Source organism: Citreicoccus inhibens, assembly GCF_019039035.1.
In the GTDB taxonomy this organism is placed as follows: domain Bacteria; phylum Myxococcota; class Myxococcia; order Myxococcales; family Myxococcaceae; genus Citreicoccus; species Citreicoccus inhibens.
This window is the reverse complement of record NZ_JAHNZT010000066.1, coordinates 1-16,536: the sequence shown is the minus strand read 5'-3', so window position 1 is coordinate 16,536 and position 16,536 is coordinate 1. Positions and strand designations below refer to the sequence as shown.

10 protein-coding genes are annotated in these 16,536 nt (G+C 69.2%); all 10 read right to left on the bottom strand.

All coding sequences use genetic code 11. From position 1 onward, the window contains the following. Positions 1 to 5,092 (bottom strand): non-ribosomal peptide synthetase (locus KRR26_RS35295; protein WP_217082033.1); only part of this gene is annotated, 5,092 nt, incomplete at its 3' end. A gap of 544 nt (positions 5,093 to 5,636) precedes the next feature. Further along, positions 5,637 to 6,758, bottom strand: a complete 1,122-nt coding sequence (locus KRR26_RS35290; protein ID WP_233577563.1) for a hypothetical protein — start codon at positions 6,756 to 6,758, stop codon at positions 5,637 to 5,639. A 10-nt stretch (positions 6,759 to 6,768) separates the two neighbouring features. Continuing rightward, positions 6,769 to 9,408, bottom strand: coding sequence for a type VI secretion system ATPase TssH (tssH, locus tag KRR26_RS35285; protein ID WP_217082032.1), 2,640 nt, complete (start codon positions 9,406 to 9,408; stop codon positions 6,769 to 6,771). 73 nt (positions 9,409 to 9,481) lie between these two features. Further along, a complete protein-coding gene (gene tssG / locus KRR26_RS35280; RefSeq protein ID WP_120210975.1) occupies positions 9,482 to 10,522 on the bottom strand; it encodes a type VI secretion system baseplate subunit TssG in 1,041 nt (346 codons plus the stop codon). Continuing rightward, entirely contained in the window at positions 10,486 to 12,240 is a 1,755-nt protein-coding gene (gene tssF / locus KRR26_RS35275) for a type VI secretion system baseplate subunit TssF (RefSeq protein ID WP_120210976.1), read from the bottom strand. Before tssF ends, tssG begins: the two co-directional genes overlap by 37 nt. 37 nt (positions 12,241 to 12,277) lie before the next feature. Next, a complete protein-coding gene (gene tssE, locus KRR26_RS35270) occupies positions 12,278 to 12,673 on the bottom strand; it encodes a type VI secretion system baseplate subunit TssE (protein ID WP_120210977.1) in 396 nt (131 codons plus the stop codon). Between the two features lie 78 nt (positions 12,674 to 12,751). After that, positions 12,752 to 13,243 (bottom strand): Hcp family type VI secretion system effector, encoded by a 492-nt coding sequence (locus KRR26_RS35265; protein ID WP_120210978.1) that lies wholly within the window; start codon positions 13,241 to 13,243, stop codon positions 12,752 to 12,754. Between the two features lie 115 nt (positions 13,244 to 13,358). Continuing rightward, positions 13,359 to 14,837, bottom strand: coding sequence for a type VI secretion system contractile sheath large subunit (gene tssC, locus KRR26_RS35260; protein ID WP_120210979.1), 1,479 nt, complete (start codon positions 14,835 to 14,837; stop codon positions 13,359 to 13,361). A 25-nt stretch (positions 14,838 to 14,862) separates the two neighbouring features. After that, positions 14,863 to 15,363 carry a type VI secretion system contractile sheath small subunit gene (tssB, locus tag KRR26_RS35255; RefSeq protein WP_120210980.1) on the bottom strand — a complete coding sequence of 167 codons (501 nt, stop codon included), beginning with the start codon at positions 15,361 to 15,363 and terminating at the stop codon, positions 14,863 to 14,865. Positions 15,364 to 15,447: 84 nt separating this feature from the next. Continuing rightward, positions 15,448 to 16,536 (bottom strand): type VI secretion system domain-containing protein (locus KRR26_RS35250; protein WP_217082031.1); only part of this gene is annotated, 1,089 nt, incomplete at its 5' end.

Genomic DNA, 16,536 nt, shown 5'->3' with positions numbered 1-16,536 from the left:
TGTCCGGGAGGGCGGCAGGGGGCAGCGGAGTCGAGGGGAGATGCGGCAGCTCGGAGTCGGAGTCGAGGCAGACGGGGGTGGCGGAGTGAGGAGGGAGCGCCGCGAGCAGGTGTGAGTGGGCGACGAGAGCGGGGCCCTGAGCGTCCTCGAGGAGCCAGGCGAGGCGCTCCTTGGGGTAGGAGGAGTCGAGAGGGACGTAAGCGGCGCCAGCCTTGAGGATGCCGAGGACGCCGATGAGCATGTCAGCGGAGCGCTCGACGCAGAGGCCGATGCGGGACTCGGGGCCCGCGCCGAGGGAGCGGAGCCGGTGGGCGAGCTGGTTGGAGCGAGCGTCGAGCTGGCGGTAGGTGAGAGAGGCCTCGGGGCTGATGACGGCGAGGGCGTCGGGCGTGCGTGCCGCCTGGGCTTCGAAGAGGGAGTGGAGGAGCGAGTCGCGGGGGTAGTCGACCTGCGTCTGGTTCCACTCGACGAGGAGTTGGTGGCGCTCGTGCTGGGGCAGCAGCGCCAATTGCGCGAGACGGACATCCGGCTGGGCAACGACCGCGTCGAGGAAGACGCGCAGGTGTTGCGTAAGCCGCGCGATAGTGTGCTGCTCGAAGAGGTCGGTGCTGTACTCCATCGAACCTTGCAGGCCCTGCTCCGTTTCGACGAACGTGACGCTGAGGTCGAACATGGAGCTGCGGGTCTCGAACTCGACGGGCTTGAAGACGAGGCCCGGGAGATGAACCGCGCGCGAAGGCACGTTCTGAAGCGCGAGCAACGATTGGAAGAGCGGCGCGTGGCTGAGGTTACGCGTGGGCTGGAGCGCTTCGACGAGCTTCTCGAAAGGAACGTCCTGATGTGCGTAGGCGGCGAGGACGGAATCGCGAGTCTTGTGAAGCAGCGCGCGGAACGTCAGGGAGTCGGAGAGCTGTGCGCGCAGGACGAGCGTGTTGACGAAGAAGCCGATGAGGCCCTCCGTCTCAGCGCGCGTGCGCCCCGCGATGGGCGAGCCGACGGAGATGTCGAGCTGACCGGAGTAGCGCGCGAGGAGCGCCTGCCAGGACGCGAGGAGCACCATGAAGAGCGAACCGCCTTCATGGATCGCGAGCGCCTTGAGCGAGTCCGTGAGCGCCTTGGGCAGAGAGAAGGCGAGCGTGGCGCCAGCGTTGCCCTGCACGGCGGGTCGAGGCTTGTCGGTGGGCAGCTCGAGGAGCGGCGGGGCTCCAGCGAGGTGCTGCTTCCAGAAGTCGACCTGACGCTGGAGGACCTCGCCCTGGAGCCAGCCGCGCTGCCACGTCGCGAAGTCCGCGTACTGCATGGGCAGCGGCGGCAGTGACGTGGGGGTGCCGCTGCGGATGGACTCGTAGAGCGCCGTCAGCTCGCGCACGACGATGCCCATGGACCAGCCGTCCGAGACGATGTGGTGCATCGTCACGAAGAGGACGTGGTGCTCCTCGGACAGGCGAAGCAGGGCGGTGCGCAGGAGGGGCCCATTCGCGAGGCTGAAGGGCTCAGAGGCCTCATGCGTCGCGCGACGACGCACCTCGGCCTCGCGCTCGGACTCGGGCAGGTTCGACAGGTCCGTGACCTCCAGCGCCCAGCGGGCAGGAGGCTGGATGACCTGGATGGGCTCACCTTCGTGCTCCGCGAAGGTGGTGCGCAGGGACTCGTGGCGCTCGATGAGCGCTTCGAATGCACGGCGCAGGGACTCCACGTCCACGCGGCCATGCAGGTGCAACGCGGACGGGAGGTTGTACGCCGTGTTGCGAGCGTCGAGCTGATCAATGAGCCAGAGGCGCTGCTGCGCGAACGAGAGCGGGAGCACCGTGTCGCGCGCGGAGGGGCCCAGGGGCATCGCGAGGGAGGCGGTGGGCAGGAGCGCGTCGATGCGCTGGGCGAGCGCCTCGACGGTGGGCGTCTCGAAGAAGGCCTGGAGGGGCAGCTCGACCGCGAAGGCGGCGCGGACGCGCGACATGACCTGCGTGGCGAGCAGGGAGTGCCCGCCCAACTCGAAGAAGCTGTCGATGACGCCGACCTGAGGCGCCTTGAGGACCTCGGACCAGATGCTGGCGAGGAGGGTCTCGGTGGGCGTGCGGGGCGCGACATGCTGCCGCTCGGACTGCGGGGCGTCCGGCGTGGGCAGCGCCTTGCGATCGATCTTCCCCGTGGGCGTCAGGGGCAGCGCGTCCATCACCGTGACGACGGCAGGCACCATGTACTCGGGCAGCCGCGCCTTGAGGTTCGCGCGCAGGACCAGCGCATCCAGGGTGTGGCCGGGCCGCGGCGCCGCGTAGCCGAGGATCCGCTTGTCGGCGCCCTCGCCGCGCACGATGACCGCGGCGTCTCGGACGGACGGGTTCTCGCGGAGCACCGCTTCAATCTCTCCCAGCTCGATGCGATAGCCACGCACCTTGACCTGGTTGTCGACGCGGTTGAGGTACTCCAGCGCGCCGTGCGCGTTCCAACGCACGCGATCGCCCGTCCGGTACATGCGTCCGCCCGGCGTCGCGCCGTAGAGGGCCGGCAGGAAGCGATCCGCCGTCAGGTCCTCGCGGCCCAGGTAGCCGCGCGTGACCCCCTCACCCGCCAGGTACAGCTCGCCCGGCACGCCGGGCGGCACCGGCTGCAGGCTCTCATCCAGCACGTACGCGAGCGTGCCCGCCATGGGGCTTCCGATGGGGATCGCGCTCGTGCCGGGCTCCGCGAGATGCGCCGTGCACCAGACCGTCGTCTCGGTGGGGCCGTAGACGTTCCACAGCGCCGTATCGAGCGCGATGAGCGAGTCGGCGAGGTCTCGGGGGAGCGCCTCTCCGCCGATCATGCCCATGAGGCCGCGGCCGTCCCAGCCCGCCTCCAGCAGCAGCCGCCACGTGCTCGGCGTGCACTGGAGCACGGTGACGCCACGGGCCTTCATGACCGCGCCCAGGCGCTTGCCGTCCATCGCGACCTCTCGCGGGACGACGACCACCTGACCGCCCACCATCAACGGCAGGAACAGCTCCAGCACGTGGATGTCGAAGGACAGGGTGGTGACGGCGACGATGACATCGCGCTCGGAGAACCCGGTCGTCGCGCGGATGGCCTCGAGGAAGCGCGCCACGCCGCCGTGCGGCACCTGCACGCCCTTGGGACGGCCGGTCGAGCCAGAGGTGTAGATGACGTAGGCCACGCAGTCCGCGGGCACGTCGATCCGCAGCGGCGAGCTGTCCTCGCGCGAGATGGCCGCGGCGTCCTCGTCCAGCATCACCACGCGGGCCGAGTGCTGGGGCAGCGTGGTCATCAACGACCGCTGCGTCACCACCACGGGCATCCCCGTGTCCTCAATCGTGTACGCGAGCCGATCCGCAGGGAACGCGGGGTCCAGGGGCACGTACGTGCCGCCCGCCTTCAGCACCGCGATGACCGCGACGACCAGCTCCAGTGAGCGCTCCACGCACAGGCCCACGCGCACGTCGGGGCCCACACCCAGCCGCACCAGGTAGCGCGCGAGCTGCGACGCGCGCGCCTCCAGCTGCGCATACGTCAGCGACGCATCCCCGAAGTAGACCGCGATGCGGTCGGGCGTGCGCTGGGCCTGCGCCTCGAAGGACGCGTGCTGCGTGTGCCAGCCCAGGGGTGCCGGCAGCGGAGGATTCCAGGTGGAGAGCACCTGGATCCGCTCGTCGGCGGTGATCATCGGCAGCCGCGCCACCGTCTCGTCGGGACGCGCCACCGCGCCCTCCAGCAGCACGCGCAGGTGCTCCACCATGCGCTGGATGGTGCTGGCGAGGAAGATGTCCGTGTCGTACTCGAGGAACGCCTGGAGGCCGCGCTCGGTCTCCAGCACCTGGAGCACCAGGTCGAACTTGGACGTGCGCGTGTCCAGCTCGCTGGCCTCCAACTTCACGCCCTCCACGGACACCGGGCCCGCCCCCAGCGAGGCCTGGAGCGTGAACATCACCTGGAACAACGGGCTGCGGCCCTGGATGCGCTCGGGCTGGAGCGCTTCCACCAGCCGCTCGAAGGGCAGGCCCTGGTGCTCCTGCGCACCCAGCACCGTCTCTCGCACGCGCGCGAGCAGGGTGCGGAACGGCAGCGTGTTCTCCACCTGCGTGCGCAGCACGAGCGTGTTGACGAAGAAGCCGATGAGGCCCTCGGTCTCACCGCGCGCGCGGCCCGCCATGGGCGAGCCCACGCTCACGTCTTCCTGTCCCGCGTAGCGCGCCAGCAGCACCTGCCAGCCCGCCAGCAACACCATGAACAGCGACGCCCCTTCGCGCTGGCCGAGCGCCTTGAGGCCCTCCATCAGCTCGCGCGACAGGTGGAAGTCGTGCCGGGCCCCCGCGCCGCTGCGCTTCGCGGGCCGCAGCTTGTCGGTGTACAGCTCCAACGCCGGGGGCGCGGCCGCGAGCTGCTGCTTCCAGTAGCCCAGGTGCTTCTCCAGCACCTCGCCCTGGAGCCACTCGCGCTGCCAGACGCCGTAGTCCGCGTATTGGATGGGCAGCGGCGGCAGCGGCGACGGCAGGTTCCGCGCGAAGGAGCCGTAGAGCATGGCCACCTCGCGCACCAGCACGTTCATCGACCAGCCGTCGGAGATGATGTGGTGGATGACGATCGTGAGCAGGTGGTCCTTCGCGCCGCGCTGCAAGAGCAGCGCGCGCATGAGCGGACCCTGGTGGAGCTGGAAGGGCCGGGCCGCGACCTCGCGCGCCGCGTCCCAGAGCGCCTCGTCGCTCGCGCCCGTGGCGTCGCGTACCTCCAGCGCCAACGTCGGCTCGGCCGCCACGCGCTGCACGGGGCCGGTGCCCTCTTCGACGAAGGTCGTGCGCAGCACCTCATGGCGGCGCGTCACCTCGAGCAGCGCGCGCTCCAGCAGGGCGACGTTCACCTCGCCCTCCATGCGCACCGCCATGGGCACGTTGTAGAGCGACGTCCCTGGCTCCAGCTGATCCACGAACCACAGCCGCTGCTGCGCGAAGGAGAGAGGAAGCGGCCGCGAACGGTCTTGGATCGCGATAGTGCCCCTGGCCGTGTTGCCGGAGGCCGCCTTCTGCGCGGCGACCTTCTTCAGGAGCTCCGCGCGCTTCTCCGGAGACAGGTTCGCGATTCGCTTCGACAGGTCGCTGCTCATCTCGTGTACTCCGCGCTGGGAACACAGCTCTGCTTCGCGGTGGCCTGTGCAACGGCCCCGCGACGTCCTGCATCTTCAGATGCCGGTATGACGCCCTGCTCAGCTCTCCCGGGAGCTACGCGGGGTTGGTCAGATTCGTCATGATCATATTATTCCGCGCCGACACGGCCTGTCATGATTGCCCCCGAATGCACCGAGAGCCCGGGGCCACTGTGACAGAGCGCGTGTCTCGCGCGTGTTTCACGGAATACATGCCTGTAGCGATGGATGGCTTTGGGCCCGAGTCTCAGGGCCTCGGGAACGGCCCGCCTTCACACCTTCTCAGGTTCTGATGTGACTCCGCGCGCAGGCACGCGCGTCCTCGAACCGCGCGACGGCAGCGGGGACGCACCCGCTCCCCCGCGGCTGCTCGCGCCAGACGTCCGAGGTTGGCCTCCCACGCCTCGCGGTGGGCGTCCAGCCCGCGCGGATCAGAGAACGGGGCCCGGATGCACCTCGATGTGCGTTCCGGGCGCCTCGGGGGGCAGCGCGACTCTCGCGCGACCTACGGCCCCGCCTGCTTCGCCGTGGCCTCGGGGGCGGGGGTGGGCTTGCTGGGGGCCACGGTCTTCCCCGCGGCGGTGGTGGCCGTCTTCGCCGCCTCGGCGGGAGTCTTCGCCGGCTCAGCCGGGGCGGGCGCCTGGGCCTCCTCCTTCGCGGGAGGCGGCTTGGCGGGCATCGCGAAGATGGGCTTCTCCGGGACGATGCGCGCGCCGATGCGGACCTGCTGCTCCATCATCCGCGACCAGAGCGAGGCCTTGTTGCCCACCAGCGCGTTCTCCGCCACCACCAGCGTGCGCACGTCCTGCGCGCGGCGGTACAGGCGCGGCGCCACGTTGGGCTGGGAAGGGTCCGAGTCGCTCACCTGCACCTGCTCCTGCACGCTGATGTCGTTCGCGTTGAAGGTGATCGTGGAGGTCAGCTCGAACTTGCGCTGCAGCTTGTTGGGCAGCTCGAACAGCTGCTCGCGCGCCAAGGGGAACCACGCGGCGCCCTGGCACGCGCGGGCCTTGTCGGACACCGACTCGCTGAAGAACCGGTTACGCCGCAGCGGCAGGATGCGCGCGTGACGCCGGCACACCTCCTCGCCGCCCTCGGCGATGCAGGCGTCACCCTCGGCCACCAGCAGGTCCGTGCCGCTGACGTGCTCCAGGCGCAGCTTGGTGTTCTTGGGCATGGCGCGCAGCGAGCCGAGCGCGTCCACGCGGAAGCCCTGCTCCGTCGTCTCCACCAGGGCCACCGGGCCCAGCGCCTCTCCGTTGGTGAAGCGGCGGGTGATGACCCACACGAGCCTGCGGTTGGCCTGGAGCGTCTCCAGCACCAGGTCGCCCTCGGTCAGCTTCTCCGGAGGCGGCAAGGGCAGCGAGTCCGGACCTGCTTCATGGCACTCGTCGGCGACAGGGTCCTGCCACCAGACGGGCGCGCCAGCACAGTCCACGGCGGGCCTCGGCGCGGCCCCCGTGTCCTGGTCGTAGCCGTGGAGCAGCAGCGCGAACCATACGTCCGGCGCGGGGAAGGAGCGCGCGTTGGGGCCCGCCTCGGCGAAGCACATGGCGGGCTTGGGCACGGTGGCGCACCCGGCCAGCAGGCTCAGCGCGACGATGGGAACGAGGAGCGTTCGTCTCATGGAAGGTTCCTCAGGCATTCGCGAACTGGAAGTCCCAGTCGCCCTCGGCGGTGAGGGCGATGTGCAGGCGCGGAGGCACCGCGCCGGAGACGAGCCGCTGGAGCAGCTCGCGCGACAGCACGGGCATGAGCGAACCCTGGAGGATCTGCTCCATGTTGCGCGCGCCCATCTCGGACTCGGTGCACCGGCGCGCCAGTTCATCCAGCAGCTCCGGCGCCAGTGTCGTCTCCACCCCGTGCGCCGAGCGCAGCCGGCCCACCAGCTTGTCCAGCTTCATCTGGGCGATCTCCCGCATCACGTCGCGCTGCACCGGCCCGTACGGGACAATGGTCATGCGCGCCAGCAGCGCGGGCTTGAAGTGCTTGCTGAGCACGGGGCGGATGGTCGTCATCACCTGCTCGGAGGTGGGCGTGTTGCCATCCTCGAACATGCGCATCACCAGGTCCGAGCCCAGGTTGCTCGTGAGGATGATGACGGTGTTCTTGAAGTCCACCGCGCGGCCTTCGCCATCCGTGAGCATCCCCTTGTCGAACACCTGGTAGAAGAGGTTCATCACCTCCAGGTCGGCCTTCTCGCACTCGTCCAGCAGCACCACCGAATAGGGGCGCTGGCGCACGGCCTCGGTGAGCATGCCGCCCTCGCCGAAGCCCACGTAGCCGGGGGGCGAGCCGATGAGCCGGCTCACCGTGTGCTTCTCCTGGAACTCGCTCATGTTGAGCGTGGTCATGAAGCGCTCGCCGCCATAGAGCGCGTCCGCCAGGGCCAGCGCCGTCTCCGTCTTGCCCACGCCGCTGGGGCCCACGAAGAGCATCACGCCAATGGGCGTGTCCGGGTTGCGGATGCCCGCCTGGGAGATCCGGATCAGCTCCGCCACCTTGCGCAAGGCCGCGTCCTGGCCGCGCACGCGCGACTGGAGCCGGGACTCCAGGTTCAGCACGGCGTCCAACACGTCGTTGCGCATCTTGCCCACGGGCACGCCCGTCCAACTCGCCACCACCCGCGCGACGATGTCCGCGTCCACGTCCGCGTGCACCAGCGGCTCCGCGCCGCGCCGCTCCTCCAGGCGCTGACTGGCGGCCTCCACCGCGGTCTTGAGCGCTGCCTTGTCCGCGTCCGGCGCCGCGGTGTGCAGGGCCTTGCGTGCATCCAGGAGCGCCGCCACGGCCGCGCGCTCGGCTTCCCACCGCGCGTGCAGCGCGGCCCGCTGGTCCACGCGGGCGCGCAGCCGGGCCTCCACCTCCGCCAGTGCCTCATCCTCGGGCGCCGAGCCGTCGGCCAGGTCTCGCTGCCGCGCGGCCTGCTCCCGCTCCAGGCCGGAGATCTCCTGGTCCATCGCGACCAACTCCTCGGGGCGCGTGGACAGCTCCACCTTCACGCGCGCCGCCGAGGTGTCGAGCAGGTCCACCGCCTTGTCCGGCAGCAGCCGCCCGCTGATGTACCGCGCGGACAGGCGCACCGCCGCCATCACCGCTTCGTCGCGGATGATGACGCCGTGCGCGGTCTCATAGGTGGGGCGCAGGCCGCGCAGCATCATCTCGGCCTCCGCTTCGCTGGGCTCCTCGACCTTGACGGGCTGGAAGCGCCGCTCGAGCGCCGCGTCCTTCTCGAAGTACTTCTTGTACTCGGCCCAGGTGGTGGCCGCGAGCGTGCGCAGCTCGCCGCGCGCCAGCGCGGGCTTGAGCAGGTTCGCGGCGTCCGTGCCGCCCTGCGCGCCGCCCGCGCCGATGATGGTGTGCGCCTCGTCGATGAACAGGATGATGGGCGTAGGAGAGGCCTTCACCTCGGCGATGACCGCCTTCAGCCGGTTCTCGAACTCGCCCCGCACGCCCGCGCCCGCCTGGAGCAGGCCCAGGTCCAGGCCCAGCAGCTCCACGTTCTTCAGCGCGTCCGGCACCTCGCCGCGCACGATGGCCCAGGCCAGTCCCTCCACGAGCGCTGTCTTGCCCACGCCCGGCTCGCCCACCAGGATGGGGTTGTTCTTCCGGCGCCGCGACAGGATGTCCACCATCTGGCGGATCTCCCGGTGGCGACCAAAGATGGGGTCCACCTTTCCCTCGCGCACGCGGCCGGTGAACGAGGTGGCGAATCGCCGCAGCGCCTCATCGCCGCGCGCGCCCTGCGGCCCGCTCGGGGCCGCGCCGCTGCTGTCGGCGGGGAAGGCCTCCACGTTCTCCGGCGACGGACGCAGCACCTCGTCCAGCGAACTCATCAGCTCGTCGCGGGTGATGGCATCCAGCTCCGGGAACAGCTCCGCGGTGTAGCGCGAGCGCCGCTGGAGGAACTGGACGAACAGCATTCCCGAGCGCAGGCGGATGGCCCCGTGCTCCACGGAGGCCAGGAGCCACGCCTCCTCGAACCACTGGAAGAGCGTCTCGGAGAACACCGGCCGCGCCGTGTTGCCCGAGCGCAGGAACTGGATGGCGCGCTCCATGCTCGCGGCCACCCGGTGCCGGTCCACCTGGAAGTGGTGGAGGATGCGCGCGACGTCCGAGTCCTCCGCCTCCAGCATCTGCGCCAGCAGGTGCTCGGGGACGATCTCATAGAAGTGCCCGGCGCTCGCTCGGGCAACGGCCCCCTCCAGCAGTCGGACAGCGGTGGGCGTCAGGCGACGGACGAGCGCTTTCGGATCGACGTGAATGGGAGCCCCCAAAGACAAACGGTGGTCAACGGTATACCCAGCGACTCGCGCGCGGTAAATCCCCGCGCCCGGCCCTTCTGACGCTTCACAGCACGGGCACGTTCAGCCGGGTCCGTCGGCTCGTGCCCAGCCAGGTGTCCCGCCCCAACTGGCTCGGCTCCTGGCGCGACAAGCGGAACTGTTGCTGGACGCCCTCGGTGAGGCCCAGCTCCAAGTCGTACTCCAGCGGATCCCTCACGAAGATGGACACCACCTCGCGCACCAGCGGCTGCAAATCCCCCTCTTGCATGAGCCGGCGATAGGCGCGCGGTGGCAGCGGGCTGATGTGGATTTGAATCTTCCCCGTCCGGTCAAAGGCCTTGCCACCCAGCAGCATGTTGCGCCCGAGCACGTGGTTGGCCCGGCCCAGCTGCACGCGCGCGTCGATGTCCACCCATCGGCCCACGAACTGGCGCACCGTCACCCGCGCGCCCTCCAGGTCGTCCCCCAGCACGTCCTGCAGCGCGACCTCGAGCTGATCCGCCGTGCGCGCCCGGCACCCCAGGAGGGGCGCGATGCGCAAGAGCCGCCACGTGGGCAGTCGCCCCTCGCGCGGCTTCTCGTAGGTGTCGAAGCCCGCCAGGGCCAACAGCCGCCGAGACCACTGGTCCGTGAAGGTGGAGTTCGTCTCGCTGGAGACCCGGTACTTGGACTCGATGCGATACAGCAGCGACAGGAGCCGGTGGTGGAACAGGTCCAGGAACTCGCGGCGCACCGCTTGATCCGGATCCTCCTGGGCTACCTCCTCGGCCAGATAGTGGGGCAGGGGGCTCACCGAGCCCGTGAGGCCCAGGAAGCGCGTCACCACCTCGAACAAGGGGCGCCGGGTGAACGAATCCTCCGGGCGCACGGGCACCTCGCGCAACGTGACCTCGCTCACTTCCCCGGACGAGAAGGCCAGCGAGGGGTCGTGCCGGAAGCGGATCATCTCCTCCGTGACGGGGCCCGCCCCGCCCACGCGCGCCGCCTGCGCCGTCAGCCGCTCCAGGGCCGCGACGACCTGGAAGAAGCCGAGCCTCGGCGCGGCCTCCTGGAGCGTCTTCGCGCTGTCTACAAGAGACGCTGGGAGCCGTTCCTCGGAAGCCACGAGTACTCCGTCTGCGAGGGGTGGAGGCGGATGGTCAGCTCATTGAACGAGTTGATGGTGACGTGCGAGGCGAGCAGCTCGTCCAGGATGCTCCCGAAGAGGAACGTGTCCCCCATGCCCATGAAGTTCGTCTCGTCCAGGTCCACGAGCGTGCGGTGGCCCCGCAGGGGCGCGCCCTCCAGGAACCGCGTCACCGCCTTGGTCTCCACCGCGCGGATGGCGTTGATGCGCAGGCGGCTGGCGCGCGCGGAGAGGTTGTCCGTGAGCGCGTGGAAGTTGTACAGCTCCATGAGCCGCCGGAGCGCCGCCGCGTCCGCCAGCGAGTGCTGGTTGATGGCCAGGTGAGACAACAGCCGCCAGTGCAGCTCGGACCCGAGCGGCGCGCGCGCGGGCCGGCTCACCGGCGAGATGTTCTTGAAGCGCGCGTTGGTGGGGCTCTGGGGCGTGGACGCCGTCAGGTCACCCACCTGGAGTCGCGCGGTCAGCGAGCGGTTGGTGCACGTCAGGTCGATGGAGAGCGCCTCCTCCGAGCCCAGCACCGGGGCCATGTCGCGCGGTGTCTCCAGGGTGATGAACGTGTCGATGCCTTCATCCAGCGGCGAGTGCATGCGCCGCAGCCGGTAGAAGGATTGCTCGGCGCCCCCGCCCGCGGTGTGCGTGAAGTCGAAGAAGGGGCGGTAGGTGCGGCGGTCGTTGCGGCCGGCCTGGAGGCCCGTCACCGAGTCCACCGAGTAGATCTCCGCGTGGTGGGCGGGCAGGTCCGCCGCGCGCAGGAGGTGCTCGCGATCCAACGCGTGGTGGAGGATGGGATCCGAGGGCACGTTGAACAGGTTGACGACGGGCACGCAGTGCAGCCGGAACATCTCCCGGTGGATGCGCGCGTCCATGGGCGGCGGGCGCTCCAGGTGGAAGGAGATCTCGAACTTGTCCTCCTGGACGGCGCCGGCCGCCGCGTCCAGGCCGCGCACGTCGAAGAAGAGGAACTTCTCCGGCAGCGTCAGGTACTCCTGGAGCAGCCGGTAGCCCTCGCTGGCGCGCGGCCAGGGGAGCAGTCGGAAGTCCCGATCGAACCCCACCGGGTGGATGGACTGGGCCGGCAGGCGCACGCCGTCGCCTTGCGAGGACGCGCCCCGCACGCGCACCTGCTTGCAGTAGCGCAAGAGCCACAGCAGCACCACCGAGCTGGCGGACATCTCTCCGTGGATGAACAGCCGCAGGCCCTGCGCGCGGAACACCTCGGCGCGCCCCTGCTCGGTCGTCTGGAAGTACAGGCGCAGCACCGGCGAGGTGAGCGACGAGCGGTCCAACAGCGCGTCCGTCAGCTGTACCGGCAGGAAGTCCACGTCCGCGGTGGTGCGGAACACACAGGACGTCCCGTCGATGGGTTGCGAGGCCACCTCCGCCCCGGCCGGGACGTGCGCGCGCCCGCGCTGCGCGCGCAGGTGCGGCGAGAACTCGACGATGGACGAGGCGGGCAGGGGCCGCAGGTAGTGCGGCAGCAGCAGCTCCGTCAGCCCGTGCACCAACTCCGGGACGTCATCATCCACGCGCTCGCGGATGCGGGCGGTGAGGAAGGCGAAGCCCTCCAAGAGCCGCTCCACGTCCGGGTCCGCGCCGCGCTCCACCAGCAGACCCGCGACGGACGGGTTGGCCATGCCGAAGGCCCGTCCCATCTCGCGCAGATATGACAGCTCACTCAGGTAGTACTTGCTGAACATCCGCGCCCTCTCCCAGTCCCCACGGCGTCCGCCGTCCTCACCACAGCTCCACCCGTCCACCCGGGCTCAGCTGCGAGTGGAAGCGGACCATTCCCTTGCGCTCCCGCGTGGCCAGCTGCGCGGTGATGTCGAAGCGCAGCGCCGTCGGGTCAATCTCATCCGGCACGTACGTCACCACCACGTTCTTCAGCCTCGGCTCGAACTCCTGGATGGCCGTCCGGATGGACTGTGTCATCCGAGGGATGGCGGAAGGGTAGCTGTGGATGATGTCATTCAAATCCAGGATGCCGTAGTGCGGCGTCGCCACGGATTCACCCTTGCGCGTGTTCAACAGCGCGCGCAGGTGCTCCGCGATGGACTCCAACACGTCGCCGGACGGAGCCAGCGCGCCATTGCCTTCCGCGATACGAGACAGCAGTCCTCGGGAGCCCATGATTCGTCAGCGTCACTTCGAGCCCCCGGCCCGGCCGCCAGGGCCCTGAGGCCCGGGCGACCGGTCGGGGACAGGACCTCAGCGCTGCTGATCCCAGGTGTCCTCGTGCGTCACGCCACCATTGGTGAAGGTCCAATTGATGGTGTGGAACACGAAGGTGATCTCCTCCATGGGCGGGTGCTGCGTGCTGGTCGGCACGAACACATCCGGCACCACCTGGGTGATGGAGTCGATGCGCGCCTGCTTGATGGACACCGTGTAGAACTGCTCGGTGGTGCCATCGCCCAGCGGGTTCGGGCGGAAGAACTTGAAGGTGCCCTCGATCTCCTGGTTCTCCGTGAGCGCCTTCATGAGCAACGGCGAAGCCTTGTCGAGCCGCTTGCGGATGACGAGCGGCTTGTACTGCCGGCGGCCCGTGGCCATGCCGGAGCCCGCCTCGCGCACGGTCTTGACCTCCTGGTTGTAGGAGACGCACTCGATGGAGCCATCACGGCCGAGGCTCTTCTGCGTGCTCTCGCCCTTGATCTCCGACCCACTCGCCTTCAGGAACAAATGTACTGTTTCGGCCATTCGCGTGACCTCGTGCAGTGCGCGCGGTGGCGCGCGGTTTGAACCAGACTCACCGCGAGCCTGGGTGTGACAGAGCCCTCAGCCTAGATGGAGACACCGACGTGAAGAGGGGGGCTCACTCCTTGTCCAGCTTGCCAATCAAAGACAGCGTGAAGGACGCGCCCATGTACTTGAAGTGGGGGCGCACCTGGAGGCTGCACCGGTACCAGCCCGGCTGCCCCTCCACGTCCTCGACCGTGATGCGCGCGGCGCGCAGCGGACGGCGCGAGCGCACGGCGGGCGCCGGGTCGTCCATGTCCGCGATGTACTGGCTGATCCAGTGGTTGAGCTCGCGCTCCAGATCAGACTTCTCCTTCCAGCTGCCAATCTGCTCGCGCTGGAGCACTTTGATGTAGTGTGCCAGGCGGGTCATGATGAACATGTACGGCAGCTGCGTGCCCAGGCGGTAGTTGGTCTCCGCCGACTTGCCCTCGGGCGTGTTGCCGAAGAACTTGGGCTTCTGCGCCGAGTTCGCGCTGAAGAACGCCGCGTTGTCCGCGTCCTTGCGGAACACCAGGCCGATGAGGCCCTCCTCGGACAGCTCGTACTCGCGCCGCTCGGTGAGCAGGACCTCGGTGGGAATCTTGGTCTGCAGCTCGCCCATGGCCTCGTACTGGTGCAGGGGCAGGTTCTCCACCGCGCCGCCCGACTGGGGGCCAATGATGTTCGGGCTCCAGCGGAACTTGGCGAACGAGTCCGTCACGCGGGTGGCGAACGCCGTGGAGGCGTAGCCCCACAGGTACTTCTCGTGCGACCCGACGACCTCCTCGCTGAAGTTGAAGGCCTTCACGGGGATGGTCTTCTCGCCGTACGGCAGGCGCAGCAGGAAGCGCGGCAGGCACAGGCCCACGTAGCGCGCGTCCTCGCTCTCGCGGAACGAGTGCCACCGGGCGTACTGCGGCCCCTCGAACAGGGACTTGAGGTCCTTCAAGTCCGGCAGCTTCGTGAAGCTGTCCTCGCCGAACATCTCCGGGCTGGCGTTGGCGATGAAGGGCGCGTGCGACATGGCCGCCACGGACGCGCACTTGCGCAGCAGCTCCATGTCCTGCGGGCCGGTGCCGAAGTCATAGTTGCCGCACAGCAGCCCGTAGGGCTTGCCGCCGAAGACGCCGTATTCGTTGGAATAGGCAATCTTGTACATGCCGGACTTGACGACCTCGGGCGAGTCCTCGAAGTCCTTCTGCAGGTCTTCCTTGGAGAGGTTGAGCATCTCCACGCGGGTGTTCTCGCGGAAGTCCACCCGGTCCACGAGGAACTTCAGCGAGCGCCACGCTGACTCCAGCTTCTGGAACTCGGGGACGTGGAGGATTTCATTGACCTGCGAGCTCAGCCGCTTGTCGATCTCCGCGATCATCGCGTCGACGAGCGCCTTGTCCACGCGCTCCTCGGAGCGGTTGGGCGCCAGCATCTCCGTGATGAAGGCTTGCACGCCGCGGCGGGCGACGTCGTAGCCCTCGTCCTTCGGCTTGAGCTTGGCCTCGGAAAGAATCTCGTCGAGCAGGGATACGTCAGCGACGTTGCTCGTGGACTTCGAAACTTGGGTCTCGGTTCCCATGGTGTTTCAGTTCCCCCGCGAATGATTACTTGGACTCGGCTTCGGTCTTGAGGCCCAGCTCCTGGATCAACTTCTTGCGACCTTCCTCGTCGTTCAGCAGGGTCTGCAGCTTCTTGCGGAACGCGGGCAGGTTGCCCAGGGGGCCCTTCAGCGCGTTGAGCGCCGAGCGCAGCTCCAGGAGCTTCTTCAGCTCGGGGACCTGGTTGACGATGCTCTCCGGCGCGAAGTCCGAGAGGTTCTTGAACTGCAACGACACGTTCAGCGTCGCGCCCGCCTCGCTGGAGAGCTTGTCCGTCGCAGTGAGGCTGACCTTGAGGTTCTGCTGGGCCATGACCTCGTTGAAGTTGGACTTGTCCACGTTGATGGGCGCGCGCTGCTCCACGGGCCGAGCGTCCTGCTGGCCAGTGAAGTCACCCATCATCAGGACCTTCAGGGGCAGCTCCACCTGCTCCTGGGCGTTCCCCGTGGCGGGCTTGTAGATGATGTTGACGCGCTCGGTTGGGGCGACAGAACTCTCTTTGCTCATCTGCGGCTTTCTCCTTGGGTGTATCGGTAAAGACGCGGGCGTCGCATGGAGGGGGAGCTTCGCCGCGGGACCTTCGGGTTGCTTCTACTGACGCACGCGCAGTGCAGCGGTGGGGTCCAGCTGCGAAAGGCGACGATAGCGGTTTCGAACTTTGACTGACAACCAAGCCCCCTCGACATCCGTTTGTGTTGCAGTGTGAGTGGACAGCCAGCCTTCGAGGCACGCCGCGGCGAGCGCGGGTTCCCACGCATCCAGGGAGTGTGAGCTGACTTCAACGTCCAACGCTTCGAACAAGGCGCGGGCGAGCGGCAAAAATCCCGCGTTCGCGGCCTGTCTTGCCAGGGCCAGGCGCGCCAGGAAGCGCTCACGACCCGTGAGGGTGGAGGCCACGGTGGCTTGAAGTCTCGCAATGGCATCCGCGAGCTGGCCGGAGTCCGCGAGCGCGCGCGCCTCGTCCTCCAGGGCCTGCGTGTTACCGCTGCCTGACATTGCCAGGGGCGCCATGGGCGGCAGCGTCAGCGCCACCGCTGCCCTCGGCGTGGGGCCCGGAGCGCGGGTGTCCAGCACCTCCGCGCGCAGCCACGCGCGGGTGGGCTCGTCCGTCAGCGGTGAGCCGTCCGAGGCGAGCAGTGACTCGGCTCCGGGCAGGCGCCGCAGCAGGCTGCCCAGCTCCATCACGGCGGTGTGACGGGCCTCCGCATGCGACGCGCCGAGTCCTGTCAGCGCCTCCACGGTGAACCGGTGGAGCGTGAGCGCGAAGCGGTGCTGGTGCAGCGCGGACTCGGCCTCGTCCAGCACCTCGCTCCAGCGGCCATGGCTGGACATGGTCTCCAGCCGCGACATCAGCGCGGTGGGCAGGGGCGCCAGGACGGTGTTCCCCTGGGCGTTCGCGGTTGGAAGCGCGGACAGGTGCAGCCACAACCCCATGCGCTGCAGCCGGTACGCGAGCGGATCCGCCGAGCTCGCCTGGCGCAGCGTCGTGGCGGCCCCGAGCAGCGAGGTGCCCACGTTGCGCAGGAAGTCCGTGGCGCCCTCGGCCGTGACGGGCGGTTGGCTCGGCGGCGCGGGCAGCTCCACCCGCGGCGCGGGGGGCGCGACTGGCGCGGGCTGGGCGGGCGACGGGGCGGGGCCCGTCGCCACCGCGACGGGGGCCTCGGGCGCGGGGGGCGGAGC

Excerpts from the sequence above, each read along its gene's own strand:
- tssE (WP_120210977.1), bottom strand. The coding sequence starts at position 12,673 with ATGGGCTCCCGAGGACTGCTGTCTCGTATCGCGGAAGGCAATGGCGCG.
- KRR26_RS35290 (WP_233577563.1), bottom strand. The coding sequence starts at position 6,758 with ATGAGACGAACGCTCCTCGTTCCCATCGTCGCGCTGAGCCTGCTGGCC.
- tssB (WP_120210980.1), bottom strand. The coding sequence starts at position 15,363 with ATGAGCAAAGAGAGTTCTGTCGCCCCAACCGAGCGCGTCAACATCATC.
- tssC (WP_120210979.1), bottom strand. The coding sequence starts at position 14,837 with ATGGGAACCGAGACCCAAGTTTCGAAGTCCACGAGCAACGTCGCTGAC.
- tssF (WP_120210976.1), bottom strand. The coding sequence starts at position 12,240 with ATGTTCAGCAAGTACTACCTGAGTGAGCTGTCATATCTGCGCGAGATG.
- KRR26_RS35265 (WP_120210978.1), bottom strand. The coding sequence starts at position 13,243 with ATGGCCGAAACAGTACATTTGTTCCTGAAGGCGAGTGGGTCGGAGATC.